The 24,686-nt window shown below is 72.7% G+C and carries 25 protein-coding genes; 21 read left to right on the forward strand and 4 right to left on the reverse strand.

The features are described from left to right. Positions 1–94 precede the first annotated feature (94 nt). From pyrR to BMY97_RS21375, 14 genes are all read left to right on the forward strand, one after another. Positions 95–697 carry a bifunctional pyr operon transcriptional regulator/uracil phosphoribosyltransferase PyrR gene (gene pyrR / locus BMY97_RS21310; protein ID WP_091618765.1) on the forward strand — a complete coding sequence of 201 codons (603 nt, stop codon included), beginning with the start codon at positions 95–97 and terminating at the stop codon, positions 695–697. Then, a complete protein-coding gene (locus BMY97_RS21315; protein WP_091618767.1) occupies positions 694–1,626 on the forward strand; it encodes an aspartate carbamoyltransferase catalytic subunit in 933 nt (310 codons plus the stop codon). Before pyrR ends, BMY97_RS21315 begins: the two co-directional genes overlap by 4 nt. Next, complete coding sequence (locus BMY97_RS21320; RefSeq protein ID WP_091618769.1) at positions 1,623–2,909, forward strand: dihydroorotase; 1,287 nt, start codon at positions 1,623–1,625, stop codon at positions 2,907–2,909. Before BMY97_RS21315 ends, BMY97_RS21320 begins: the two co-directional genes overlap by 4 nt. Beyond that, positions 2,909–3,412 carry a PH-like domain-containing protein gene (locus BMY97_RS21325; RefSeq protein WP_091618771.1) on the forward strand — a complete coding sequence of 168 codons (504 nt, stop codon included), beginning with the start codon at positions 2,909–2,911 and terminating at the stop codon, positions 3,410–3,412. The genes BMY97_RS21320 and BMY97_RS21325 overlap by 1 nt, the downstream gene beginning before the upstream one ends. Further along, positions 3,409–4,542: a glutamine-hydrolyzing carbamoyl-phosphate synthase small subunit gene (carA, locus tag BMY97_RS21330; protein ID WP_091618773.1), complete on the forward strand. Its 1,134-nt coding sequence runs from the start codon at positions 3,409–3,411 to the stop codon at positions 4,540–4,542. Before BMY97_RS21325 ends, carA begins: the two co-directional genes overlap by 4 nt. Continuing rightward, positions 4,542–7,871 (forward strand): carbamoyl-phosphate synthase large subunit, encoded by a 3,330-nt coding sequence (gene carB, locus BMY97_RS21335; RefSeq protein ID WP_091618775.1) that lies wholly within the window; start codon positions 4,542–4,544, stop codon positions 7,869–7,871. Before carA ends, carB begins: the two co-directional genes overlap by 1 nt. Then, complete coding sequence (gene pyrF, locus BMY97_RS21340; RefSeq protein ID WP_245787421.1) at positions 7,868–8,725, forward strand: orotidine-5'-phosphate decarboxylase; 858 nt, start codon at positions 7,868–7,870, stop codon at positions 8,723–8,725. Before carB ends, pyrF begins: the two co-directional genes overlap by 4 nt. Positions 8,726–8,832: 107 nt before the next feature. Beyond that, positions 8,833–9,150, forward strand: coding sequence for an integration host factor, actinobacterial type (gene mihF / locus BMY97_RS21345; protein WP_003096398.1), 318 nt, complete (start codon positions 8,833–8,835; stop codon positions 9,148–9,150). Continuing rightward, on the forward strand, positions 9,147–9,818 hold the full coding sequence (gmk, locus tag BMY97_RS21350) for a guanylate kinase (RefSeq protein ID WP_091618779.1): 672 nt from the start codon (positions 9,147–9,149) through the stop codon (positions 9,816–9,818). Before mihF ends, gmk begins: the two co-directional genes overlap by 4 nt. Continuing rightward, positions 9,815–10,084 carry a DNA-directed RNA polymerase subunit omega gene (rpoZ, locus tag BMY97_RS21355; protein WP_020658117.1) on the forward strand — a complete coding sequence of 90 codons (270 nt, stop codon included), beginning with the start codon at positions 9,815–9,817 and terminating at the stop codon, positions 10,082–10,084. Before gmk ends, rpoZ begins: the two co-directional genes overlap by 4 nt. Then, positions 10,077–11,315 carry a bifunctional phosphopantothenoylcysteine decarboxylase/phosphopantothenate--cysteine ligase CoaBC gene (gene coaBC / locus BMY97_RS21360; RefSeq protein ID WP_177231469.1) on the forward strand — a complete coding sequence of 413 codons (1,239 nt, stop codon included), beginning with the start codon at positions 10,077–10,079 and terminating at the stop codon, positions 11,313–11,315. The genes rpoZ and coaBC overlap by 8 nt, the downstream gene beginning before the upstream one ends. 83 nt (positions 11,316–11,398) lie before the next feature. Beyond that, entirely contained in the window at positions 11,399–12,601 is a 1,203-nt protein-coding gene (gene metK, locus BMY97_RS21365; RefSeq protein ID WP_177231470.1) for a methionine adenosyltransferase, read from the forward strand. Between the two features lie 79 nt (positions 12,602–12,680). Continuing rightward, positions 12,681–14,795, forward strand: coding sequence for a primosomal protein N' (locus BMY97_RS21370; RefSeq protein WP_091618781.1), 2,115 nt, complete (start codon positions 12,681–12,683; stop codon positions 14,793–14,795). 188 nt (positions 14,796–14,983) lie between these two features. Beyond that, entirely contained in the window at positions 14,984–15,532 is a 549-nt protein-coding gene (locus BMY97_RS21375; RefSeq protein WP_091618783.1) for a GNAT family N-acetyltransferase, read from the forward strand. Here BMY97_RS21375 and BMY97_RS21380 read toward each other — a convergent pair. Further along, complete coding sequence (locus BMY97_RS21380) at positions 15,529–16,662, reverse strand: hypothetical protein (RefSeq protein WP_091618785.1); 1,134 nt, start codon at positions 16,660–16,662, stop codon at positions 15,529–15,531. The genes BMY97_RS21375 and BMY97_RS21380 overlap by 4 nt on opposite strands. Then, positions 16,659–17,729: a helix-turn-helix domain-containing protein gene (locus BMY97_RS21385; protein WP_091618786.1), complete on the reverse strand. Its 1,071-nt coding sequence runs from the start codon at positions 17,727–17,729 to the stop codon at positions 16,659–16,661. The genes BMY97_RS21380 and BMY97_RS21385 overlap by 4 nt, the downstream gene beginning before the upstream one ends. 315 nt (positions 17,730–18,044) lie before the next feature. Here BMY97_RS21385 and BMY97_RS47125 point away from each other — a divergent pair, with 315 nt between their 5' ends. From BMY97_RS47125 to BMY97_RS21405, 4 genes are all read left to right on the forward strand, one after another. Beyond that, positions 18,045–18,596: a hypothetical protein gene (locus tag BMY97_RS47125; RefSeq protein ID WP_245787422.1), complete on the forward strand. Its 552-nt coding sequence runs from the start codon at positions 18,045–18,047 to the stop codon at positions 18,594–18,596. Between the two features lie 55 nt (positions 18,597–18,651). Further along, positions 18,652–19,314 (forward strand): Crp/Fnr family transcriptional regulator, encoded by a 663-nt coding sequence (locus BMY97_RS21395; RefSeq protein WP_091618790.1) that lies wholly within the window; start codon positions 18,652–18,654, stop codon positions 19,312–19,314. 72 nt (positions 19,315–19,386) lie between these two features. Continuing rightward, positions 19,387–19,737 (forward strand): hypothetical protein, encoded by a 351-nt coding sequence (locus BMY97_RS48490; protein WP_245787423.1) that lies wholly within the window; start codon positions 19,387–19,389, stop codon positions 19,735–19,737. Continuing rightward, positions 19,734–19,967 (forward strand): hypothetical protein, encoded by a 234-nt coding sequence (locus tag BMY97_RS21405; protein WP_091618792.1) that lies wholly within the window; start codon positions 19,734–19,736, stop codon positions 19,965–19,967. Before BMY97_RS48490 ends, BMY97_RS21405 begins: the two co-directional genes overlap by 4 nt. Positions 19,968–20,071: 104 nt before the next feature. On the opposite strand, the gene BMY97_RS21410 is transcribed toward BMY97_RS21405, so the two are convergent. After that, the gene (locus tag BMY97_RS21410) at positions 20,072–20,527 is read right to left on the reverse strand and encodes a GatB/YqeY domain-containing protein (RefSeq protein WP_091618794.1); all 456 of its coding nucleotides are present in this window, start codon (positions 20,525–20,527) and stop codon (positions 20,072–20,074) included. Positions 20,528–20,665: 138 nt separating this feature from the next. On the opposite strand from BMY97_RS21410, the gene fmt reads away from it, so the two are divergent. Genes fmt through BMY97_RS21425 form a run of 3 tightly spaced genes read left to right on the forward strand, consistent with a single transcriptional unit; the run spans position 20,666 to position 23,516 of the window. Then, entirely contained in the window at positions 20,666–21,592 is a 927-nt protein-coding gene (gene fmt, locus BMY97_RS21415) for a methionyl-tRNA formyltransferase (protein ID WP_091618796.1), read from the forward strand. Then, entirely contained in the window at positions 21,589–23,013 is a 1,425-nt protein-coding gene (locus BMY97_RS21420) for an RsmB/NOP family class I SAM-dependent RNA methyltransferase (protein ID WP_091618798.1), read from the forward strand. The genes fmt and BMY97_RS21420 overlap by 4 nt, the downstream gene beginning before the upstream one ends. Continuing rightward, positions 23,010–23,516: a flavoprotein gene (locus BMY97_RS21425; protein WP_091618800.1), complete on the forward strand. Its 507-nt coding sequence runs from the start codon at positions 23,010–23,012 to the stop codon at positions 23,514–23,516. Before BMY97_RS21420 ends, BMY97_RS21425 begins: the two co-directional genes overlap by 4 nt. Here BMY97_RS21425 and BMY97_RS21430 read toward each other — a convergent pair. Next, positions 23,513–24,658, reverse strand: coding sequence for a serine hydrolase domain-containing protein (locus tag BMY97_RS21430; protein ID WP_091618802.1), 1,146 nt, complete (start codon positions 24,656–24,658; stop codon positions 23,513–23,515). The two genes, BMY97_RS21425 and BMY97_RS21430, sit on opposite strands and share 4 nt — an antisense overlap. Between the last annotated feature and the right edge of the window lie 28 nt (positions 24,659–24,686).

The raw sequence follows: 24,686 nt of genomic DNA on the forward strand, positions 1-24,686 counted from the left end.
CCTCCCCTGCTACTGTCGGTGCGATTTCCTCGCACAAGCCGGAGATCGACGTCCTTTAAGGACCCGTCCAGAGAGGCGGGGAAGGAGGTCCGCCTTGTCGTCACGTCCGCGTGGCGCGGCGGTGCCGGCCGGGGAGCGCGAGCTCCTTTCCGCCGGCGATGTCGCGCGCACCATCGCCCGGATGGCCCACCAGGTCATCGAGAAGACCGCCGGTCCACCGGGTGACACCGCACCCCCGGTGCTGCTGGGCATTCCCACTCGCGGCACCCCGCTGGCCCTTCGGCTGGCGCAGAAGATCGGCGAGTTCGCCGGCACCACGCCCCCTGCGGGCGCGCTCGACGTCACCCTGTACCGCGACGACCTGCGCCGCCGTCCGCCGCGCGCGCTGGAGCAGACGCAGCTGCCCGCGTCCGGCATCGACGACCGGCTGGTGATCCTGGTCGACGACGTGCTGTTCTCCGGGCGCACCATCAGGGCCGCGCTCGACGCCCTGCGGGACCAGGGCCGTCCCCGCGCGATCCAGCTCGCCGTGCTGGTCGACCGCGGCCACCGGGAGCTGCCGATCCGCGCGGACTACGTCGGGAAGAACGTGCCCACCGCGCGGGCCGAGGGCGTGTCCGTGCTGCTGACCGAAACGGACGGCCGGGACGCGGTCCTGCTCCGCGCCCCTGAAGGCCCCGAAGGAGAAACCCGGTGAAGCACCTGCTCGCCACGGACGGGCTGGACGCCGAAACCGCCACAGCCGTCCTCGACACCGCAGACGAGCTGAAGCACACGCTGCTCGGCCGCGAGGTCAAGAAACTGCCGACGCTGCGCGGCCGCACGGTGATCACGCTGTTCTACGAGAACTCCACCCGGACCCGGGTCTCGTTCGAGATCGCGGGCAAGTGGATGAGCGCCGACGTGGTCAACGTCTCGGCGGCCAGCTCCTCGGTGAACAAGGGGGAGTCGCTGCGGGACACCGCCCTCACCCTGGCCGCCGCGGGCGCCGACTGCGTGATCATCCGCCACCCCGCCTCCGGCGCCGCCCACCGGCTGTCCGGCTGGCTCGCCGCGGCGGGCACCGCGGTGGTGAACGCGGGCGACGGCACGCACGAGCACCCGACGCAGGCGCTGCTCGACGCCGCGACCCTGCGGGAGCGGCTCGGCTCGCTGGCCGGACGGCGCGTGGCGATCGTCGGCGATGTGCTGCACAGCCGCGTCGCGCGCTCCAACATCCACCTGCTCAGCACCCTCGGCGTGGAGGTGGTGCTGGTCGCGCCGCCGACGCTGCTGCCGGTCGGCGTCGAGACGCTGCCGGTCACGGTCTCGCACGACCTGGACGCGGAGCTGCCGGCCGTCGACGCGGTGATGATGCTGCGGGTGCAGGCCGAGCGGATGACGGGCGGCTTCTTCCCCTCGTCGCGGGAGTACTCGATCTCCTACGGCCTGTCCGAGCGGCGCCTGGCGCTGCTGCCGGAGCACGCCGTGGTGCTGCACCCCGGCCCGATGCTGCGCGGGATGGAGATCGCCTCGGCGGTCGCCGACTCCCCGGCCTCGGCCATCACCGAACAGGTCCGCAACGGCGTCCACGTGCGCATGGCGGTCCTCTACCACCTCTTGGCCAGTGAAGGAGCCGCCGCGTGACTCTGGTGATCAAGGGCGCCCGCCCGTACGGGGAGGGCGACCCGGTCGACGTGCTCGTCGAGGACGGGGTGATCACCGCGATCGGCGCCGTCGAGGTGCCGGACGGCGCCGAGGTGCTCGACGCCGCGGGCCAGGTCCTGCTGCCCGGTTTCGTCGATCTGCACACCCATCTGCGCGAGCCCGGCCGCGAGGACACCGAGACGATCGAGACCGGCTCGGCCGCTGCCGCGCTGGGCGGCTACACCGCCGTGTTCGCCATGGCCAACACCGATCCGGTGGCCGACAACTCGCTGGTCGTCGACCACGTCTGGCGGCGCGGGCAGGAGATCGGCCTGGTCGACGTGCACCCGGTCGGCGCCGTCACGGTCGGGCTCAAGGGCGAGAAGCTCGCCGAGCTCGGCACCATGGCCAAGGGCGCCGCGCAGGTGAAGGTGTTCTCCGACGACGGCCTCTGCGTCGCCGACCCACTGCTGATGCGCCGCGCGCTGGAGTACTCCACCGCGCTCGACGCCGTGATCGCCCAGCACGCCGAGGAGCCGCGGCTGACCGTCGGCGCGCAGGCGCACGAGGGCGAGCAGGCGGCGCGGCTGGGTTACCCGGGCTGGCCGGCCTCGGCCGAGGAGTCGATCGTGGCGCGCGACTGCCTGCTCGCGCAGCACGCGAAGGCCCGGCTGCACGTCTGCCACGTCTCCACCGCGGGCACCGTCGACGTGCTGCGGTGGGCGAAAGCGCGCGGCACCAAGGTTTCCGCCGAGGTGACGCCGCACCACCTGCTGCTCACCGACGAGCGGCTGGCCACCTACGACCCGGTGAACAAGGTGAACCCGCCGCTGCGCACCGGGGGCGACATCGAGAAGCTGCGCGCCGCGCTGGCCGAAGGCGTGATCGACTGCGTCGCCACCGACCACGCCCCGCACGCCGTGCAGGACAAGGACACCGAGTGGAGCGCCGCGCGGCCGGGCATGCTCGGCCTGCAGACCGCGCTTTCGGTGGTGACCGAGACGATGGTGAAGACCGGCCTGCTCGACTGGCGCGGGGTCGCCAGGGTGCTGAGCGAGCGGCCCGCCGCGATCGGCAGCCTGCCCGACCACGGCCGTCCGATCGAGGCCGGCGAGCCCGCCAACCTGGCCCTGGTCGACCCGGACGCCGGGTGGACCGTGCGCGGCGCCGAGCTGGCCAGCATCTCCGCCAACACCCCGTACGAGGGAATGCGCCTGCCCGGCGTGGTGACGGCGACCGTGCTGCGCGGGCGGATCACCGCGCGCGAAGGGAAGATCTGCTGATGGACCGCGTCCTTCTCACCCTGGGGATCGTCGTCTTCTTCCTGCTCTGCCTGTGGGGCATGTGGCTGGGCTGGCGGCGCAAGTCCCGCGCGCAGAGCGTGCTGGTGCCGCCGTTCCCGGAGATCCCCGCCGAGCCCGGCGAGGTCCGGCTGGAGTCGACCGGGCTCTACGTCAGCACCACGACCGCGGGCAACTGGCAGGACCGCGTGGTCACCCGCGGCGCCGGGCTGCGCAGCGGCGCGGTCTGGCGGCTGCACCCGGGCGGCATCGCCGTGGAGCGCGGCGGGGCGCCGGACTTCTGGATCCCGCGCGAGGCGGTCACCGGGGTCCGCCGCGACTCGCGGATCGCCGGGAAGGTGATGGGCACCGACGCATTGCTCGTCATCACCTGGCGGGCCGGGGAGACCGAGCTGGACACCGGCTTCCGCGGCGACGAACTCGACGACTATCCACTGTGGATTGATCAGCTTTCCGATCACGACATCAAGGGAGGTGCCCAATGAGCACCGCGAACGGCACCCGCGTCCCGGCTGCCCTGGTTCTCGAGGACGGCCGGGTCTTCCGCGGCGCGGCGTACGGCGCGCGCGGGCGGACGCTGGGGGAGGCGGTGTTCTGCACCGGCATGACCGGCTACCAGGAGACCCTGACCGACCCGTCCTACCACCGCCAGATCGTGGTGCAGACCGCGCCGCAGATCGGCAACACCGGCTGGAACGACGAGGACGACGAGTCGGCCCGGATCTGGGTCTCCGGCTACGTCGTGCGCGACCCGGCGCGGACGCCGTCCAACTGGCGCTCGAAGCGCTCGCTCGACGCGGAGCTGGAACGGCAGGGGGTCGTCGGCATCGCCGAGGTGGACACCCGCACGCTGACGCGGCACCTGCGCGAGCAGGGCGCGATGCGCGCCGGGGTGTTCTCGGGCGACGCGCTGGGCACCGACGAGCAGATGGTCGCCGAGGTGCTGGACAGCCCGCCGATGAAGGGCGCCGACCTGGCCGGCGAGGTCTCCACGGACCGGCCGTACGTGGTCGAGGCAGCGGGCGAGCGCCGCTTCCGCGTCGCCGCGCTGGACCTGGGCATCAAGTCGAACACCCCGCGGCTGATGGCGGCGCGCGGCATCGAGGTGCACGTGCTGCCCTCGGCCAGCTCGATCGAGGACCTGCTGGCCACCGAGCCGGACGGGGTCTTCCTCTCCAATGGCCCCGGCGACCCGGCGACCACCGCGCACGCCACCGCGTTGACCAAAGCCGTGCTGGAGCGCGAAATCCCGCTGTTCGGCATCTGCTTCGGCAACCAGATCCTCGGCCGCGCGCTGGGGCTGGGCACGTACAAGATGCGCTACGGCCACCGCGGCATCAACATCCCGGTGATCGACGTGGCCACCGGCCGGGTCGCGATCACGGCGCAGAACCACGGCTTCGCCCTCGAAGGCGAGCCGGGCCAGCGCTTCGAGACGCCCTACGGCGCCGCGCAGATCAGCCACTACTGCCCGAACGACAACACCGTCGAGGGCGTGCGCGCCTTCGACGTCCCGGCGTTCTCGGTGCAGTACCACCCCGAAGCCGCCGCCGGCCCGCACGACGCGGCGCCGCTGTTCGACGAATTCGTGAGCTTGATGGAGAAGAAGGCCTGATGCCGAAGAGGACAGACATCCAGCATGTGCTGGTGATCGGCTCCGGGCCGATCGTGATCGGGCAGGCCGCCGAGTTCGACTACTCGGGCACGCAGGCCTGCCGGGTGCTGCGGGCCGAGGGCCTGCGGGTGAGCCTGGTGAACTCCAACCCGGCCACCATCATGACCGACCCCGAGTTCGCCGACGCCACCTACATCGAGCCGGTGACGCCGGACTTCGTCGAGAAGGTCATCGCCGAGGAGCAGGCGCTCGGGCGGCCGGTCGACACGCTGCTGGCGACGCTCGGCGGGCAGACGGCGCTCAACTGCGCGGTCGCGCTGCACGAGCGCGGGGTGCTGGAGAAGTACGGCGTCGAGCTGATCGGCGCGGACATCAACGCCATCCAGCGCGGCGAGGACCGGCAGAAGTTCAAGGACATCGTGCGCTCGATCGGCGCCGAGGTGCCGCGTTCGCGCGTCTGCAAATCGATGGCGGACGTCCGCGCCACGGTCGCCGAGCTGGGCCTGCCGGTGGTCATCCGGCCCTCGTTCACCATGGGCGGCCTCGGCTCCGGCCTGGCCTACACGCCCGAGGAGCTGGAACGGCTCGCCTCCACCGGCCTCGACGAGTCGCCGGTCACCGAGGTGCTGATCGAGGAGAGCGTGCTCGGCTGGAAGGAGTACGAGCTCGAGCTGATGCGCGACAAGCACGACAACGTCGTGGTCGTCTGCTCGATCGAGAACATCGACGCGATGGGCGTGCACACCGGCGACTCCGTCACGGTCGCGCCCACGATGACCCTGACCGACCGCGAGTACCAGGTGATGCGCGACGTCGGCATCGCCGTGCTGCGCGAGGTCGGCGTGGACACCGGCGGCTGCAACATCCAGTTCGCGATCAACCCCGAAGACGGCCGCATGGTCGTGATCGAGATGAACCCGCGGGTCTCCCGCTCCAGCGCGCTGGCGTCGAAGGCGACCGGCTTCCCGATCGCCAAGATCGCCGCGAAGCTCGCCATCGGCTACACGCTCGACGAGATCCGGAACGACATCACCGGCGAGACCCCGGCGGCGTTCGAGCCGGTGCTGGACTACGTCGTGGTGAAGATCCCGCGGTTCGCCTTCGAGAAGTTCCCGGGCGCGGACCCGACGCTGACCACGACGATGAAGAGCGTCGGCGAGGCCATGTCGTTCGGCCGCAGTTTCCCCGAGGCGCTCGGGAAGGCGATGCGCTCGATCGAGACCAAGGCGACCGGTTTCTGGACGCTGCCCGACCCCGAGGGCGTCACCATGGAGTCCACTTTGGACGCCCTTCGCGTGCCGCACGAGGGACGGCTCTACGAAGTGGAGCGCGCGCTGCGGCTGGGCGCCACCGTCGCGCAGGTGCACGAGGCCAGCGGCATCGACCCGTGGTTCATCGACCAGATCGCGCTGATCGGCGAGGTCGGCGCGGAGGTGCGCGACGCCCCGGTGCTCGACGGGGACCTGCTGCGCCGCGCCAAGCGCACCGGCCTGTCCGACCGGCAGGTGGCCGCGTTGCGCCCGGAGCTGGCGGGCGAGGACGGCGTGCGCGCGCTGCGCCACCGGCTCGGCGTGCGTCCGGTGTTCAAGACCGTCGACACCTGCGCGGCCGAGTTCGCCGCGAACACCCCGTACCACTACTCGGCCTACGAGACCGATCCCGCGGCGCAGTCGGAGGTCGCGGCCCAGCCGGACAAGCCGAAGGTGCTCATCCTCGGCTCCGGGCCGAACCGGATCGGGCAGGGCATCGAGTTCGACTACTCGTGCGTGCACGCCGCGATCGCCTTGCGCGAGGCCGGGTTCGAGGCCGTGATGGTCAACTGCAACCCGGAGACCGTCTCCACCGACTACGACACCTCGGACCGGCTGTACTTCGAGCCGCTGTCCTTCGAAGACGTGCTCGAGGTGGTCCACGCCGAGCAGCGGTCCGGCACCGTGGCGGGCGTGATCGTCCAGCTCGGCGGCCAGACCCCGCTCGGGCTGGCGAAGCGGCTCGCGGACGCCGGTGTGCCGGTGGTCGGGACCCCGCCCGAGGCGATCAACCTGGCCGAGGACCGCGGCGCGTTCGGCGACGTGCTCACCGAGGCCGGGCTGCCGGCCCCGCGCTACGGCACCGCGACCTCCTTCGAGGGCGCCAAGCGCGTCGCGGACGAGATCGGCTACCCGGTGCTCGTGCGCCCGTCGTACGTGCTCGGCGGGCGCGGTATGGAGATCGTCTACGACGAGGAGTCGCTGGCCGGCTACATCCGCCGCGCCACCGAGGTGACCCCCGAGCACCCGGTGCTCGTGGACCGCTTCCTCGACGACGCCATCGAGATCGACGTCGACGCGCTGTTCGACGGCGAAGACCTGTACCTGGGCGGCGTGATGGAGCACATCGAGGAGGCCGGCATCCACTCCGGCGACTCCTCGTGCGCGCTGCCGCCGATCACGCTCGGCGCCACCGACCTGGAGGAGGTGCGGCGCTCCACGGAGCTGATCGCGCGCGGCGTCGGCGTGCGCGGGCTGCTGAACGTCCAGTACGCGCTGAAGGACGACGTGCTGTACGTGCTGGAGGCCAACCCGCGGGCGTCGCGCACGGTGCCGTTCGTCTCGAAGGCCACCGCGGTGCCGCTGGCCAAGGCCGCGGCCCTGGTGATGACCGGCTCGACGATCGCCGACCTGCGGGCCTCGGGCGTGCTGCCCGCCGAGGGCGACGGCGGCCGGATGCCCGCCGACTCGCCGGTCGCGGTCAAGGAGGCCGTGCTGCCGTTCCACCGGTTCCGCACGCCGGAGGGCCACGGGGTCGACTCGCTGCTCGGGCCGGAGATGAAGTCCACCGGCGAGGTGATGGGCGTGGACGTGTCCTTCGGGAAGGCGTTCGCGAAATCGCAGAGCGGCGCGTACGGCTCGCTGCCGACCTCCGGGCGGGTGTTCGTCTCGGTGGCCAACCGGGACAAGCGCTCGCTGGTGTTCCCGGTGAAGCGGCTGGCGGACCTCGGGTTCGAGATCCTCGCCACGTCCGGCACGGCGGAAGTGCTGCGGCGCAACGGGGTTGACTGCACCGTGGTGCGCAAGCACTACGAGGGCTCCACCGAAGCCGAGCCGAACATCGTGGACGTGATCCTCGCGGGCGGGGTGGAGATGGTCATCAACACCCCGTACGGCAACAGCGGTCCGCGCATCGACGGTTACGAGATCCGCACCGCGGCGGTGTCGCGGGACATCCCGTGCATCACCACCGTCCAGGGCGCCGCGGCGGCCGTGCACGGCATCGAAGCGCTCATCCGGGGCGATATCGGGGTGCGCAGCCTCCAGAGTCTCCAGGCGGCGCTGAAGGCCACGAAATGACCGCAGGGACCGGAATGGCGCGGTTCGGGGTGCGGCTGGCGAAGGCGGTGGCCGCGCGCGGGCCGCTCTGCGCCGGGATCGACCCGCACCCGGGGCTGATCGAATCCTGGGGCCTGCCACTCGACGTGAGCGGTCTGGAACGCTTCGCAGTGGGCGCCACCGAAGTGCTGGCGGCCGAGACGGCGATCATCAAGCCGCAGTCGGCGTTCTTCGAGGCGTTCGGCCCGCCCGGGGTGGCGGTGCTGGACCGCGTCGTGAAGGCCGCGCACGACGCCGGGGCGCTGGTGCTGCTGGACGTCAAGCGCGGCGACATCGGCTCCACCATGGCGGCTTACACGGCTGCGTACGTCGCCGCCGACGCCGCCTTCGCGGCCGACGCGGTCACGGTGTCGCCGTACCTCGGCTTCGGCTCGCTGGACCCCGCGGTGAAGGCCGCGCGCGAGGCGGGCAACGGCTTGTTCGTGCTCGCCCGCACGTCGAACCCGGAGGCACACGCGTTGCAGAGCGCGAAGCTCCCGGACGGCCGCACGGTGGCCCAGAGCATCGTGGACGACGCGGCGGAGCACAACGCGGGAGCGGAGCCCTACGGCGACGTCGGCGTGGTCGTGGGCGCCACCGTCGCCCCGGGCGAACTGGACCTGACCCGGCTCAACGGACCCGTGCTGGCCCCCGGTTTCGGTGCCCAGGGGGCAACAGCCGGGGACTTGCGGGCACTGTTCGGGTCCGGCCTGCCGGGCGTGCTGCCGGCCTCCTCCCGCGACCTGCTGCGGCACGGCCCGGATGCCGCCGCCCTGCGCCGAGCGGTAGGCCAAGTGGCGGACCTGCTGGCCGGGCCCAGGGGAGAAGACCAATAGCAGGCCCCGGAATCGGCCTCCACCAGCCACCCCCGCATTGTGGCCCCTGGTCCAGGGTGGGTACCGTCGCGTCACCCACCCAGATTTGAGAACTACCGGAGGAAAACGTGGCACTTCCCCAGCTGACAGAGGAACAGCGTGCTGCGGCGCTGGAGAAGGCCGCCGCCGCCCGCCGCATCCGGGCTGAGCTGAAGGAGCGGCTGAAGCGGGGCGGTACCACTCTGGTCGACGTGCTGAAGCAGGCCGAGGAGAACGAAGTCCTCGGGAAGATGAAGGTTTCGGCGTTGCTCGAAGCCCTTCCCGGCGTTGGCAAGGTTCGGGCCCAGCAGACGATGGAACGACTGGAGATCGCACCCAGCCGCAGGCTCCGCGGACTCGGCGACCGGCAGCGCAAGGCGCTGCTGGCCGAGTTCAGCGGCGAGTGAGCGGCGTCGGTCAGGACTACCCGGTGATCCGGGGCGCCGGCCGCGACGGTGAGCCGGTGGCGGGGGAGACCTCCCGTCACCGGCTCACCGTCGTCTCGGGGCCTTCCGGGGTCGGGAAGTCGAGCGTGGTGGGGGAGCTGCGCAAGCTCGAGCCGGACATCTACTTCAGTGTCTCGGTGACGACCCGGAAGCCCCGCCCCGGCGAGGTCGACGGCAGCCATTACCACTTCGTCGGCCACGACGAGTTCGAGCGGCTGATCGAGGGCGGCCGGCTGCTGGAGTGGGCGGAGTTCGCGGGCAACCGCTACGGCACCCCGCGGGAGCCGGTGGAGCGGGCGCTGGCCGAGGGCCGCCCGGCGGTGCTGGAGATCGAGCTGCAGGGCGCGCGCCAGGTCCGGGCCGCGATGCCGGAGGCGCGGCTGGTGATGCTGATGCCGCCGTCGTGGGAGGAACTGGTCGGCAGGCTCACCGGGCGCGGCACCGAGTCCGAGGCCGCGGTGGCCGCCCGGCTGGCCGAGGCGGAGCGCGAGCTGGCCGCGGCGGGCGAGTTCGACGAACGGGTCGTCAACGCCGACGTGCGGACCGCCGCCGAGCGGTTGCTAGACTTGATTACCGGTGGAGACATTTCTGCCACCGAACTGATGGACGATACGGAGCACCACGAGTGACTGTGCAACAGGCGACGCTGGAAGAGCTCGAAGGCATCACCAACCCGCCGATCGACGACCTGCTCGAGAAGGTCTCCTCGAAGTACGCCCTGGTGATCTACTCGGCCAAGCGGGCCCGGCAGATCAACGACTACTACGCCCAGCTGGGCGAGGGCCTGCTCGAGTACGTCGGCCCCCTGGTGGAGCCGGGCCCCCGCGAGAAGCCGCTGTCGATCGCCCTGCGGGAGATCCACGGCGGGCTGCTCGAGCACACCGAGGGTGAGTGACCGCAAGCCCAGGATCGTCCTGGGCGTGGGCGGCGGCATCGCCGCCTACAAGGCCTGTGAGGTCCTCCGGGGCCTCACGGAGTCCGGGCACGACGTGCGCGTGGTGCCCACCGAGGCCGCGCTGAACTTCGTCGGCGCGGCCACCTTCGAGGCCCTGTCGGGGAACCCGGTGCACACCGGCGTGTTCACCGAGGTGCCCGAGGTGCAGCACGTGCGGGTCGGCAAGGAGGCCGACCTCGTGCTGGTCGTCCCGGCGACCGCGAACCTGCTGGCCAAGGCCGCGCACGGGATCGCCGACGACCTGCTGACCACCACCCTGCTCACCGCCCGGTGCCCGGTGGCCTTCTTCCCGGCCATGCACACCGAGATGTGGGAGCACCCGGCCACCCGCGACAACGTGGCGCTGCTGCGCTCCCGCGGGCTGGTCGTCACCGAGCCCGCGGCCGGACGGCTGACCGGCGTCGACACCGGCAAGGGCCGGCTGGCCGACCCGCGCGAGATCGTCGACCTGGCCCGGCTGCTGCTGGACGAGCCCCGCGCGCTGCCCCGTGACCTCGAGGGCCTGCGCGTGGTCGTCTCCGCCGGCGGCACGCGTGAGCCGCTGGACCCGGTGCGCTACCTGGGCAACCGCTCGTCCGGCAAGCAGGGCTTCGCGCTCGCCCGCGTCGCCGCCCAGCGCGGCGCCGACGTGACGCTGATCGCGGCCCACACCGTCGACCTGCCGTCGCCCGCGGGCGCGAAGGTCGAGCGGGTGTCGAGCGCGGAGGAGCTGCGCAAGGCCGTGCAGGCCGCCGCCGTGGACGCCGACGTGGTCGTGATGGCCGCCGCGGTCGCCGACTTCCGGCCCGCCTCGCGCGCCACGAGCAAGATCAAGAAGTCCGACGACCAGCCGGACCCGGTGATCACCCTGGACCGCAACGCCGACATCCTGGCCGAGCTGGTGCAGGACCGCCGTGCGGGCCAGGTGATCGTGGGCTTCGCCGCGGAGACCGGCGACGAGCACGGCAGCGTGCTCGACCACGCCCGCGCCAAGCTCCGCCGCAAGGGCGCCGACCTGCTGGTGGTCAACGCGGTGGGCGACGGGAAAGCGTTCGGCACCGAGGACAATTCGGGCTGGCTGCTCGCCGCCGACGGCACCGAGCAGGCCATCCCGCTCGGCGCGAAGGCGCGGCTGGCCGCCACATTGTGGGACGCTGTAACGGGTTTGCGCCAGCGTCGACTCCAGCTCTAGGCCTTCTGGGTAATGTGGGCCTTGTAAGGGGTACCTAAGTCCAGGCTGGGTACCGAGCCGAAACGAGGGAAGTGACGGGGCTCGTGACTGCGTCCACCAAAAGGCTGTTCACGTCGGAATCGGTGACCGAGGGCCATCCCGACAAGATCTGTGACGCCATCAGCGACTCGATCCTCGATGGCCTGCTCGGCAAGGACCCGCGCAGCCGGGTCGCCGTCGAGACCCTCATCACCACCGGCCAGGTGCACGTGGCCGGTGAGGTGACCACCGAGGCGTACGCGGACATCCCGACCATCGTGCGCGACGTCATCCTGCGCATCGGCTACGACTCGTCGGCCAAGGGCTTCGACGGCAACTCCTGCGGCGTGAACGTGGCGATCGGCTCGCAGTCGCCCGACATCGCGCAGGGCGTCGACACCGCGTACGAGTCGCGGGTCGAGTCGGACGAGGACGAGATCAACCGCCAGGGCGCCGGCGACCAGGGCCTGATGTTCGGCTACGCCTGCTCGGACACCCCGGAGCTGATGCCGCTGCCGATCGCGCTCGCGCACCGGCTCTCGCGCCGCCTGACCGGGGTCCGCAACGACGGCGTGCTGCCGTACCTGCGCCCGGACGGCAAGACCCAGGTGACCATCGAGTACGCGGGCGAGCAGCCGGTGCGGCTCGACACCGTGGTCGTGTCCACGCAGCACGCGGACGGCATCGACCTGGAGCAGATGCTCGGCGTCGACGTGAAGAAGCACGTGGTCGAGCCGGAGCTCGCGGAGCTGGAGCTGGACACCGAGGGCGTGCGGCTGCTGGTGAACCCGACCGGCCGGTTCGTCATCGGCGGCCCGATGGGCGACGCCGGGCTGACCGGCCGCAAGATCATCGTCGACACCTACGGCGGCATGGCCCGCCACGGCGGCGGCGCGTTCTCCGGCAAGGACCCGTCGAAGGTGGACCGCTCCGCCGCGTACGCGCTGCGCTGGGTGGCCAAGAACGTGGTCGCCGCGGGCCTCGCGGGCCGCGTGGAGGTCCAGGTGGCGTACGCGATCGGCAAGGCCGCGCCGGTGGGCCTGTTCGTGGAGACCTTCGGGACCGAGACGGTGGACCCGTCGAAGATCCAGTCCGCCATCAACGAGGTGTTCGACCTGCGCCCGGCCGCGATCATCCGCGACCTGGACCTGCTGCGCCCGATCTACGCGCAGACCGCGGCGTACGGGCACTTCGGCCGGCCCGACCTCGACCTGCCGTGGGAGAGCACCTCGCGCGCCGAGGCGCTGCGCTCCCTCGCGGGCGCCTGAGCGTTCTGCTGCGAAAGCCCCCGTCCGGGAACACCGGGCGGGGGCTTTTCCGTCGGCGGGGTCTGGTAGAGATCACGGGGTGAGCAGCTCCGAACCCGCCCCGTTGTGGGAACTCCCGGAGCCTTCGCGCTCCGAGCCGGAGCCGAAGGCCTCCCCGTCACGTGCCGCGAAAGCCAAGCCCGGCGCGAAGAAGTCCTTGCCGCGCAAGGGACAGCAGCAGCCGGCGGCGCAGCGGCCGGTGGCGAAGATCGTGGTCGACATCCCGCTGGCGCACCTGGACCGCACCTTCGACTACCAGGTGCCGGCCAAGCTGGACGAGGCCGCGGTGCCCGGCTGCCGTGTGCGCGTGCGGTTCGCGGGCCAGCTGGTCGACGGGTACCTGGTCGAGCGCACCGACACCACGGAGTACGAGCGGAAGCTGGCGTTCCTGGAGCGGGTCACGTCCAGTGAGGCCGTGCTGCCGCCGCCGCTGCACACCGTGTGCCGGGCGGTGGCGGATCGTTACGGGGGCACGCTTTCCGACGTCCTGCGGCTGGCGCTGCCGCCGCGGCACGCGAAGGTCGAGGGGGAGCCGCCCGCCGAGCCCGCGCCGGCGCCGCCCGCTCCCGACGTCTCGGCGTGGGCGCGGTACCAGCGCGGCCCGGCGTTCCTGGAGGCGACGGCGGAGGGCAAGCCCGCGAACGCCGTCTGGCAGGCGCTGCCGGGTGAGGACTGGCCGCGGCGGCTCGCCGAGGCCGCCGCCGTGGCCGCCGCGCAGGGGCGGGGCGCGCTGCTGGTGGTGCCGGACCACCGGGACCTGACGCGGGTGCACGAGGCCTGCGCCGGGCTGGTGGGCGAGGACGCGGTGGTCGCGCTGATCGCCGGGCTGGGGCCGGCGGAGCGGTACCGGCGGTGGCTCGCTGTGCTGCGCGGCACGGTGCGCATGGTCGTCGGCACCCGTGCGGCGATGTTCGCGCCGGTGGCCGACCCGGGCCTGTTCGTGGTCTGGGACGACGGCGACGACCTGCACCTGGACCCGCACGCGCCGTACCCGCACGTGCGCGACGTGCTGATGGACCGGGCGCACGCGGCCAAGGCGTCGCTGCTGGTCGGCGGCTTCGCGCGGACGGCGGAGGCCCAGCTGCTCGTCGAGTCCGGCTGGGCACAGCCGGTGCTGGCCGACCGCGTCGAGCTGCGCGCGGCGGCCCCGCGGGTGACCCCCGTCGGCGAGGACTTCGACGTGGCCCGCGACGAGGCCGCCCGCGTCGCGCGGCTGCCCGCGGTGGCGTTCGAAGCGGCGCGGCAGGCGTTCGCGGCCGGATTCCCGACGCTGGTGCAGGTGCCGCGGCGCGGGTACGTGCCGGGCCTGGCGTGCGGCAGCTGCCGGACGGCCGCGCACTGCCGCCGGTGCGCGGGCCCGCTGGCGCTGCCGGGCGGTTCCGTCGACGGCGCGCCGAAGCCGCCCGCCTGCCGCTGGTGCGGCGTGCCGGAGACGGCTTTCCGTTGTGCGGCTTGTGGTTCCGTGCGGCTGCGCGCGGTGATCGTCGGGGCCAAGCGCACCGCGGAGGAGCTGGGACGGGCGTTCCCCGGGGTGCCGGTGCGGACGTCGGGGGCCGCGGAGGTGCTGGCGAGCGTGCCGGGCCGCCCGGCGCTGGTGGTGTGCACGCCGGGCGCCGAGCCGGTGGCCGAGGGCGGGTACGGCGCGGCGCTGCTGCTGGACGGCTGGGCGCTGCTGGGGCGTCAGGACCTGCGCGCGTCGGAGGAGACGCTGCGACGCTGGATGGCCGCGGGCTCGCTGGTGCGCCCGGCGTCGTCGGGCGGCCGGATCGTGGTCGGCGCGGAGGCCGGCCTGCCGGTGGTGCAGGCGCTGGTCCGCTGGGACCCGGCGTGGCACGCGTCGCAGGAGCTGGCCGAGCGCCGGGAGCTCGGCTTCCCGCCCGCCGTACGCATGGTGAGCGTCGAAGGCACGCCGGACGCCGTCGCGAGCGTCCTGGAAGACCTCCCGCTGCCCGATTCGGGCGAGGTGCTGGGCCCCGTCCCCCTCGGCGACTTCGACGAAGAAGGCAACGCCGCGCGCGAACGGGCCCTGGTCCGCGTCGCCCGCCCGGACGGCAAGGCCCTCGCCGCGGCCGTCCACGCCGCCGCCGCCCGCCGCGACGCCCGCAAGGCCACCGAGCCGATCCGCATCCAGCTCGACCCCCTGGACCTGATCTAGGGGCGGCTAGGCCGTTTGCGGCCGGTGACTGCTGCTTCTGGCGGGCTTCGGCCGCACCGAGCCGCCCCATACGCTGGGCAGGGGGCGATCGTCCGGACCGGGCATCCGGCGCGTGGCCACCCCGGTCCGGGCGGCGGCGCCCGAGCCGTCCGTTCGACGTCCCGCCCGGTGAGGAGGAGCCCCCACCGATGACCGAGGCTTCCATCAGGTCGGCCGAGCAGACGGACCTCGCCGTCCTCGCGACCTGCCTGGGGGATCCCGGCTACTTCGAGGACCGCCTGCTCCGCCAGACGAAGGGGCTGGGAGTCCTGTACACCGCGTGGCACGGGCACGAACCGGTCGGGGACCTCTACCTGTGGCTGGAAGAGGCCGAGGAGGCGCCGATCCGGGAGCACCTGCCCGGCGTGCCGCTGCTGACCCACCTGGAGGTGCGGGAGGGACTGCGGAGCCGGGGCATCGGCCAGGCCCTCGTCGAGGCGGCCGAGGAGCGGCTGGTCAAGCTCGGCCACGACCTGGGCGCGCTGGCGGTCCGGACGGACAACCACCGCGCCGCGCGTCTGTACCGCCGGCTTGGCTACCACGACTGGGGCCGCGGCGAAGTCGTCTGCAACGCCATGCGGACGGCGCCCGACGGGAGCATGGTCACCGAGCCGGAACTGTGCCGGGTAATGGTGAAGGACCTGCTGGGCCGCCACCCGAAGCGGCTCACGGAGGGAGCCTGCGGGCACCCGTCCTAGCCGGAGCTTTGGACCGCGTCGGACAGGAAGAGGTTGCCGAACACCTTCTCCATGCTGTTCCCCTCGCCGTGCTCGATGGACAGCAGGTCCAGGTAGTCGCGCCACGCCGACCGGTCCCGGCGCCAGCACTCCAGGTATTCGACGCAGAACCCCGGTTCGATCCGCTCGCTCTGGCTCAAGGCGGCCTTCAGCGACAGGTGCATGTGCTGGGTGTCGCCCCAGTCCGGCGTTTCGGCCAGCAGCTCCCGGATGAGCCGTCGCCGGTTGTCGAGGAAGGTGGCCCAGTACCCCAGGGTCGCGCTGCCCGGCTCCTGGCGATCATCGAGAAGCCCGAACAGGCCCTCGGCCAGGGTGTCGCCGAGTTCCTCGGACTCGGCGCGCTGCGGGCTGTGATAGGGGTCGTAGGGCTCCTGGTAGGCGGTGCCGGTGACGGCGGTCCGCAGCAGGCGCTGGTCGTCGAGGAGGAAAAACCAGTCCTCGTTGTAGATGTCGGGGAAGAACGAGCCGAAAGCCCGGCGCTCGACGGCCAGCGCGCCGCCGCCGACGAAGGTGTCCTGCTCCCGGCCGGAACTGCGGAGCGCGTGGCAGACCACGGAATTGTCGGGCATCCCGGAGTTGGTCAGCCCGACCGCGGCGTACTCGCCGAGCAGGCCCGCGGCCGCGCCGAGGTGCGCCGGGTCGGGGAAGGCGATGTCGTCGTCCAGGAAGAGCACCCGCTCCCAGCCGGCCAGGCTCGCGATCATCAGGCCCAGATTGCGTTTGAGGCTGGTGTCGGTGCCGCGGGCGAAACCGAGCTTCGCGAGCAGAGTCTCCGTCTCGAAGCGGGGCACCAGGTTGTCGTTGTCCAGCAGGCGGAGGTCCACGCCGTAGGCTCGGACGCCGCTCTCCTTGGCCGCGACCATGGTCTCCGCCACGGACGCGTCCTTGCTGCACAAGACGATCAGCGTCGCATCGGTCGCGCCGGCCGCCGCGATCGCGTTGGCGAGGCCGCCCGGGCGGCGGCTGGTGGGCACGATGATCGCGTCCAGTTTCCGCGCGGTCACGTGGGCGGCGTCCACCTGGTCCACCAGACCCTGGTGACTGGCGTGCTGATCGGCGAGGGCCTGGCCTTCGATCGGCGTAGCTGTCATTGTTCGGTGCCCTTCTGCGGCCAGGTGTGCAAGCAGGCGTCGGTGAGCGCCCAGTCGGGGGTGATCGCCGCGCCGCGGAAAACGGTGACCCGGCTGATGATGCTGAAGGACTCCGCGTCGCCGAACCGCTCGTCCAGCCACTCCTGGTTGCGCACGCGGAACCGCTTGTCGGTCAGCGCCCGTACCACGCCGTAGGTCCCGCGACCGAACGTGCCGTTGCACAAGGTCACCGTTCGCTTCGGGTTGAACGGGTTGCGGCCGTGGTAGAGATGGGCGACGTCGGCCACCAGGTGCCCGCTCCGGTCCAGCTCGGCGGAGAAGAAATCCGTGTCACCGTCGGCGCGGCTGACCTCGAACCCGCCGAGCGGCCCATCGGGACCGTCGCGCCGCACCTGCCGCACGGGGAGGTCCATCAGGTTGAGCAGCGCCCGGGTCTGGGTGTTCCAGTCGACCCCGCCGAGCACGATGAGGTGCGCGGTGTTGTCGTCGCGCTTCAGCGGCGTGCGCTCGTCCGTGGTCCGGAAGGTCACCTCGCTGTCGGGGTTGCACATGCGGATGTGGCCCACCAGTTCGACCAGGGAATCCAGGTCCGCGTAGGTGTAGAGCTCCACGTAGTCCGGGCTCTCCGGGTCGGCGAAGGGCTTCTGCCGCAAGGTTTCCGGCAGCCTCGCGCAGACGATCACGATGTCCTGGCCCGGCGGGAACTGCCACAGGTTGCGGCCCCCCCGGGCCGACGCGGACGGTCCGGCGGCCGCCTCGGTGCCGTCGCGCAGCTGCTGGAGCTCCTTCAGGAGCACGTTTCGCCGATCACGCTCTTCGGGGACGAGGTCGCCGACCGGGAGCACCCGGTAGGGCTTGCGCTCGATCGAACGCTTGGTGGCGAAGAAGGTCGCGTAGGCCTCGAGCCGGACCTGCGGCGGGACGACCGAGTTCTCCCAGGAGGACAGCAGGCCGGTGCTCACCCCGAACGCCCGTGCCAGGTGCGTCTGGGTCAGCGTCACCCCCGGCCAGGCCTGCTTGCGCAGGTCACGCAGCCGCTCGGCGAGCGTCTCGCTGTCTTCGGCCACAGCTTCAGGCCCTTCAGTGAAATTCAGCCGGTGGGTGAATTTGCGGGATTCTACCGTACACCCCCGTCCCGCGCCTGCAGGGGGACATGAAGGGTGTCGGAACAACGATAGAGGACGTTACATGCAGGTGCAGGGGTTGTGTCGCGTCGAGCACGGCGGTTGTACCAGGAGTCTTCAGGCTTTATAGTAGCAAGTGTGAAATTTCAGTAGATTTCAGTACGCTTCTGAAACCCCCAGGAGCCGGCCATGGACTCTCGAGTGCTCGGTATGCCTCTCCACCGGACGATAGTGGCGGTCGACGTCGAAGGATCGACGATGCTGACCAACCCGGAGCGCGCCCTGATGAGGGAGAGGCTGCGGGGACTGCTCGACGCGGCGTTCCTCGCGGGCGGGATCGACGAGGAGTTCCGGGACCCGATGATCGACCGGGGCGACGGGGCGCTGTGCCTGGTCCGCCCGGTCGACGAGGTGCCGAAGACCGTGCTGCTCACCAGGTTCGTGCCGGCCCTCGCGGAGGCGCTGTGGCGGGCGGCGGCACAGCCGCGGGGCGAGGCGTTCCGGCTGCGGGTCGCGCTGCACGCCGGGGACGTCCACTACGACGGGCACGGGGCATACGGCGAGGACATCGACTTCGCCTGCCGGCTGCTCGACGCCCCGGTCGTCAAGCGGTGGCTGAAGAATTCCGCCGACCACCTGGTGCTGGTCGTCTCCAACGAGATCTACCGGACCGTCGTGCGGCACGGGTACGAGGGCATCGACAGCGGCGCGTTCGGCCACGAGGTCTCGGTGCGGGTGGGCGGGCAGCGCATGCGGGGGCGGATCCGCAGTGCGGATCCGGTGCTGCCCGGGACCGGTCTCAGCGCGTAGAACCCCGCTGCCTGGCGGAAACTGGAAACCTCGTCGCGACCACGAAGGGCCGGGTATGGAGGAGCAGGGGTTCTGGACCGCGCTCGGCCCCTCCGATCGCGCGAAGATCGTCCCGCTCGGCACTCAGCGCACTTACCGGCGCGGCGAAATCCTCTGCCGCGAAGGGGATCCGGGCGGGATCGTGCTGGTGCTGATCCGCGGGCACGCCCGGATCGTCACGGTGGCCGCCGACGGGCGTGAAGTGCTCATCGCCGTGCGGGGGACCGGGGACGTGGTCGGCGAACTGGCGGTGCTCGACGGCGGGCCGCGCTCGGCGACTGTCGAGGCGCTGGACGAGGTGGAGGCGCTCGAGGTGCCCGGCAGCCGGTTCGCCGCCTTGTGCCGCCGGGAGCCGGAAATCTCGTGGGCCCTGCTGCTCGTGCTCAGCGAACGGCTCCGGGACGTCGGGAAGCAGTGGCTCGACCTCGGCGGCGGGGCCATTGCCCGGCGGGTGGCCGCGCGGCTCATGCAACTGGCCGTGCAGCACGGGGTCCGCCGGGGTGCGGACATCGAAGTCGTCGTGCCCGGAACACAGGCGGAACTGGCGACGACGGCGGCGATTTCGCGGGAATCGTGGGCGCGGGTCACCCGGGAGCTGCGGGAGCGGGGGGTGATCAGCACCGGCCGCCGCCGGCTGACGATCCATCGGATGGACGAACTGCGGAGACTGGCGCGCTGAACGTGTCTGCTGACACAGATTCCGCGCTCGGCCAGGGGTTTGCTGGAGTTCCACCACCGAGGGAGGCACCCCATGGAACCGTTTCTTCCCGTACCGCAGCCGGTCCGCTGGCGTCGCGGGGTCTACGCGGCCGCACTGGTCATCCCGTTCACCGTGGCGCAGGTCTGGGCGCTGCTGGTGCTGCTGAGCGTCGCGCCGCTCGACGGGCTCGTCGGACAGGCGTTCCTGGTGTCGCTCGTGGGCTCGCTCGTCGCGGTGGCGGCGGGCTGGCGGTGGACCTGGCTGCTCACCTCCGAGCGCCGCCGCGAGCGGGACCGCGCGCTGGAGCTCGAGGGGGCCCGTTACCTCCAGCGCGCCCGCGAGTTCGACCGTGACCACGCTTTCGACCGTGACCTCGTGGCCAGGCGCCTGACCCGGGTATGACCACGGCGATGCTGGCGGAGGCCGTCACCGGCGCCTCCGCCGGACCGGCGTCGCTGATCGTGCTGGCGCTGGTGCTGCTGGTCGCGTTCGGCCGGGTGCTGCGCCGGCTCGCGAAGCTCGCCAGGCAGCTGCTCGGCTCGGTCGCGGCCTTGCTCAGCCTGCTGGCCGCCGTCTCCGGCATCGGTGTCCTGCTGACGGCGACGATGGTCATGGCCGCCGCCTCCCGATAGCGCCGCGGGCCCGGCGGAGGCGATGCTTGCCCGTCGTCGATGATCGGCTCGGCGCGGGCGTTTTCCTTTCTGTGGAAGGGCGCGGCTGGGCGGGCCTCGGCCGGTCAGCCGGCCAGCTGGCGTTTCACCTCGGCGGCCACGCGGCCGCCCTCGGCGCGGCCCGCGACCTTCGGGCGGACCTCCTTCATCACCGCGCCCATCGCGGCCGGGCCGGTCGCGCCCGACGCGGCGACGGCGCCGGCCACCAAGGCGGTCAGCTCCTCGTCGGTGAGCTGGGCCGGGAGGTAACCCGTGAGCAGCTCCGCCTCCTCGCGCTCGCGGGCGGCGGACTCGGCGCGGCCGCCCTTCTCGAAGGCCTCCGCGGCGTCGCGGCGCTTCTTCACCTCGCGGGTGATGATCTTGAGCACCTCGTCGTCGGACAGTTCGCGGGCGGTCTTGCCCGCGGTCTCCTCGTAGCCGATCGCCGACAGGGTGAGCCGGAGCGTGGCCGAGCGCAGCTGGTCGCGGGCCTTGATGGCGGCGGTCAGGTCGTCGTGCAGGGTCGCCTTGAGCGTGGTCATGCCCCGATCCTGGCACCAACCGGGCCCGTCCGCGCCGGCCGCCGGGCCCGCGCCGAGCAGCGCGTGACGGTGCCTTCTAGACTCGACCCCGATGTTCGACCAGTGTGAATTCCCCCTTTACCCGGCGGAGGTGCCGTGATGCGGCTCGTCTTCGCGGGCACGCCCGATCCCGCCGTGCCGTCGTTGCGCGCCCTGCTCGAGTCCGGGCGGCACGAGGTGGTCGCGGTCGTCACGCGGCCCGACGCCCAGGCCGGGCGCGGGCGCCGGGTCGTGCGCTCGCCGATCGGCGCGCTGGCCGACGAGCGCGGCATCGAGGTGCTGACGCCCGCGCGCGCCGGCGACCCCGCGTTCCTGGCGCGCCTGACGGAGCTGGCGCCCGACGCCTGCCCCGTGGTCGCGTACGGGGCGCTGCTGCCGCAGTCCGCGCTCGACATCCCGGTCCACGGCTGGGTGAACCTGCACTTCTCGCTGCTGCCCGCGTGGCGCGGCGCCGCGCCGGTGCAGTCCGCGATCCGCGCGGGTGACGAGATCACCGGCGCGTCCACCTTCCGCATTGTCAAGGAGCTGGACGCCGGGCCGGTGTTCGGCGTCGTGACCGAGAAGATCGGGCCGGCCGACACCGCGGGGGCGCTGCTGGGCCGGCTCGCCGAGTCCGGCGCGGACCTGCTGCTGTCCACCATGGACGGCATCGCGGACGGCTCGCTGCGCGCGGTCGAGCAGGCCGCCGAGGGCCTCAGCTACGCGCCGAAGGTGACGGTGGACGACGCGCGGGTGTCGTTCGCCGACCCGGCGGCGGCCGTCGACCGGCAGATCCGCGCGGTGACGCCGGAGCCGGGCGCGTGGGCGGAGTTCCGCGGCGAGCGCTTCAAGCTGGGGCCGGTCACGGTGGTCGACGAGCCCGGCCCGCAGCCGGGCGAGATCGTGGTGGAGCGCAAGCGCGTGCTGGTCGGCACGGCGACAAAACCCTTGCGGCTGGGCGAAGTCCAGGCGCCGGGCAAGAAACGGATGGCGGCCACCGACTGGGCGCGCGGTACACGGATCGACGAGGGAGAGCGCCTGCGGTGAACGAGCGAGGCGAACGGCGGCCGTCACGGCCGCAGCGGGACCGTCCGGCCCCGCGCAAGGAAGGTCCGCGGCGCCCGCCGGAGGTCGACCCGGCCCGCCAGGCCGCGTTCGATGTGCTGCGCGCGGTGCGAGAGAAGGACGCGTACGCGAACCTCGTGCTCCCGCAGCTGTTGCGCGAGCGCCGGATCACCGGCCGCGACGCCGCGCTGGCCACGGAGCTGACGTACGGCGCTTCGCGGGCGCAGGGCCTGCTCGACGCGGTCATCGGCGCCTGCGCCGAGCGCCCGGTGGAGAAGACCGACCCGGTGGTGCTCGACGCGCTCCGGCTCGGCGTCTACCAGCTGCTGCGCACCCGCATCCCGCAGCACGCCGCGGTCGGGTCCACTGTGGACCTCGTCCGCGCCGAGGCCGGTTCGTGGGCAACGGGATTCGCCAACGCCATCCTCCGCGGGGTGTCCGAAAAGGACGAACAGACCTGGCTGGACCAGCTGGCCCCGGACGAGGCCACCGACCCGATCGGCGCGTACGCGCTGCGTACCGCGCACCCTCGCTGGGTCGCGCGGTCCTTCGCCGAAGCGTTGGGGGACAAGGGCGAGGAGCTGAAGGCGGCGCTGGCGGCCGACGACGCCCGGCCCGAGGTGCACCTGGTCGCCCGGCCCGGCGAGATCAGCGCCGACGAGCTGGCCGCGATCACCGGCGGCGACCCCGCGCCGTACTCGCCCTACGGCGTCCGGCTGCCCGCCGGCGCCGGGGACCCGTCCAATGCCGAGCCGGTGCGCGAGCGGCTCGCCGCGGTTCAGGACGAGGGCAGCCAGCTGTGCGCGATCGCCGCGACCAAGGCGCCGCTGGACGGCTCCGACGAGCGCTGGCTCGACCTGTGCGCCGGGCCCGGCGGCAAGGCCGCGCTGCTGGGCGCGCTCGCCAAGGTCAGCGGGGCGCGCGTGGACGCCGTCGAGAAGGCGCCGCACCGCGCGCGCCTGGTCGAGAACACCACCGCCGGCCTGCCGGTGACCGTGCACGTCGCCGACGGCCGCGAATCCGGGCTCGAACCGGGGTACGACCGGGTGCTCGTGGACGCGCCGTGCAGCGGCCTAGGCGCGTTGCGGCGGCGGCCCGAGGCGCGCTGGCGGCGCAAGCCCTCCGACGTCGCGGACCTGACCCGGCTGCAGGGCGAACTGCTCACCGCGGCGCTGGAGCTGGTCCGGCCGGGCGGGGTGGTGACCTACGTCGTGTGCTCGCCGCACCTGGCCGAGACCGAGGGCGTGGTCGGCGAGATCGCGCGGCGCACCAAGTCCGAGGTGCTCGACAGCCGGGAGTTCTTCCCCGGCGTCCCGCAGCTGGGCGACGGGCCGTACGTGCAGCTGTGGCCGCACCGCCACGGCACCGACGCGATGTTCTGCGCCACGCTCCGCAAGCAGTGAGGGACCTCGGGCTCGTCGCGAGCTCGTGCGGTGGGCTGGACACCCGGTTCACCGCCGAGCTGGCGAAGCCCGCGGCCGCGCGCGGCTGGCGGCTCGCGGTCACCCTGACCCCGACCGCGCACCGCTGGCTCGACGCCACGGGCGGGCTCGGCGAGCTGGCCGCGACCACCGGCCTGCCGGTCCGCCACACCGGCCGGCTCCCGGGCGAGCCGCGGCCGCACCCGGACCCGGCGGTGTTCCTGTTCGCGCCCGCGTCGGCGAATTCGGTGGCCAAGCTGGCCCTCGGGCTCGCCGACAACCAGGCGCTCACCCTGCTCGGCGACGTGCTCGGCGCACCCGGCGTGACGATCGTGCTCGCCTACCAGATCCAGGACACCCGGGTGCACCACCCGGCCTGGCGCCGGCACCTGGACACGCTCGCGGACGCCGGGGTCCGGCTGCACCGGCTCGACCCCCGGCGCCCGTGGTCCGAGGTGCTGGACCTGCTGCCGCCGGCCGGTTAACGCTCGGCCGGTGCCGTCAGCGCCATCTCGAGGGCAGCGTCGAGGTGCCCGGTGGCGGCGTCCGGCGCCGGTGCCTCGTTGATCATGACGGTGGCGCTGCGGCCGCTGTCGGTGACGCCGGTGCGGCTGAAGAAACCGAAGATTTCGCCGTCGTGGCCCCAATACCGGCCGCCGCCCGGCAGGGGCTGGGAGATCAGGCCCAGGCCGTAGCCCTGAGTGCTGCCCGGGACCGGCACGGTGCGCTTCATCTCGGCGAGCTGGGCCGGCGGCAGCAGCCGTCCGCCGAGCAGCGCGGTGAAGAACTTGTCGAGGTCGGCACCCGTGGAGACCAGGTTGCCCGCCCCTGTGGCGATGCTCGGGTCGAAGTCGGTGAAGTCCTCCGGGCCGTTCGTGCCCGGCAGGTTCACGTAGCCGCGCGGGTGCGGGCCGGGCAGCGTCTCGTCGCCGCGGCCGGGCAGCGACGTGCCGGTCAGCCCGAGCGGGCGGACGATGCGGGCGCTGATCTCGTGGGCCAGCGACTGCCCGGTGACCCGTTCCACGAGCATCTGGGCCAGCACGTAGTTGGTGTTCGAGTAGGACCAGGACGTGCCGGGCGCGAACAGCGGCGGGTGGGCCAGCGCCATCGCGACCAGCCCGGCCGGCTCGGCGCCGCGGTGGCGCAGCTGCTCCACGTCGCCCTGCAGCAGGTAGTCGGTGTAGTTGGGCAGGCCGCTGGTGTGCTGCAGCAGCTGGCGCACGGTGACCTTCGCGCCGTCGTTGCCGTTCCCGGTCACGACCCCCGGCAGGTACGTCGCGATCGGCGTGTCCAGGCGGACCCGGCCCTCGGCGACGAGCTGCAGCACCACCGTCGCGACGAAGGACTTCGTCTCGCTGCCCGCCCGGAACCGCGCGCCGGCCGGGATCGGCGTCCCGCCCGCCAGGTCGCCGACGCCACTGTGGACAGTCCGGGTCCGGCCGCGCTCGCGCACCACGGCTTCCGCCCCCGGCACGCCGTCGCCGGTCGTGAGCACCGCGAGCGCCTGCCGGACCGGGTCGGCCGTGGCCGCTGTGGCTGCTGTGGCCGGGGCAGCGACCACGGCCGCGGTCAGCACGGCGAGCGTGCCCACGGCGGTGATCTGCTTGCAGCGCAAGGACATTCTCATGATCTTCCCCTCGGTCGAGTGCCTGAGG

The sequence above is a fragment of the Amycolatopsis saalfeldensis genome (genome assembly GCF_900110575.1).
GTDB classification, from domain to species: domain Bacteria; phylum Actinomycetota; class Actinomycetes; order Mycobacteriales; family Pseudonocardiaceae; genus Amycolatopsis; species Amycolatopsis saalfeldensis.

What these genes read in the sequence shown, in the direction of transcription:
- BMY97_RS21325 (WP_091618771.1), top strand. Translation starts at nt 2,909, where the DNA reads ATGGACCGCGTCCTTCTCACCCTGGGGATCGTCGTCTTCTTCCTGCTC.
- carA (WP_091618773.1), top strand. Translation starts at nt 3,409, where the DNA reads ATGAGCACCGCGAACGGCACCCGCGTCCCGGCTGCCCTGGTTCTCGAG.
- carB (WP_091618775.1), top strand. Translation starts at nt 4,542, where the DNA reads ATGCCGAAGAGGACAGACATCCAGCATGTGCTGGTGATCGGCTCCGGG.
- pyrF (WP_245787421.1), top strand. Translation starts at nt 7,868, where the DNA reads ATGACCGCAGGGACCGGAATGGCGCGGTTCGGGGTGCGGCTGGCGAAG.
- BMY97_RS21375 (WP_091618783.1), top strand. Translation starts at nt 14,984, where the DNA reads ATGACCGAGGCTTCCATCAGGTCGGCCGAGCAGACGGACCTCGCCGTC.
- BMY97_RS21380 (WP_091618785.1), bottom strand. Translation starts at nt 16,662, where the DNA reads ATGACAGCTACGCCGATCGAAGGCCAGGCCCTCGCCGATCAGCACGCC.
- BMY97_RS47125 (WP_245787422.1), top strand. Translation starts at nt 18,045, where the DNA reads ATGCTGACCAACCCGGAGCGCGCCCTGATGAGGGAGAGGCTGCGGGGA.
- BMY97_RS21395 (WP_091618790.1), top strand. Translation starts at nt 18,652, where the DNA reads ATGGAGGAGCAGGGGTTCTGGACCGCGCTCGGCCCCTCCGATCGCGCG.
- BMY97_RS48490 (WP_245787423.1), top strand. Translation starts at nt 19,387, where the DNA reads ATGGAACCGTTTCTTCCCGTACCGCAGCCGGTCCGCTGGCGTCGCGGG.
- BMY97_RS21405 (WP_091618792.1), top strand. Translation starts at nt 19,734, where the DNA reads ATGACCACGGCGATGCTGGCGGAGGCCGTCACCGGCGCCTCCGCCGGA.
- BMY97_RS21410 (WP_091618794.1), bottom strand. Translation starts at nt 20,527, where the DNA reads ATGACCACGCTCAAGGCGACCCTGCACGACGACCTGACCGCCGCCATC.
- fmt (WP_091618796.1), top strand. Translation starts at nt 20,666, where the DNA reads ATGCGGCTCGTCTTCGCGGGCACGCCCGATCCCGCCGTGCCGTCGTTG.
- BMY97_RS21430 (WP_091618802.1), bottom strand. Translation starts at nt 24,658, where the DNA reads ATGAGAATGTCCTTGCGCTGCAAGCAGATCACCGCCGTGGGCACGCTC.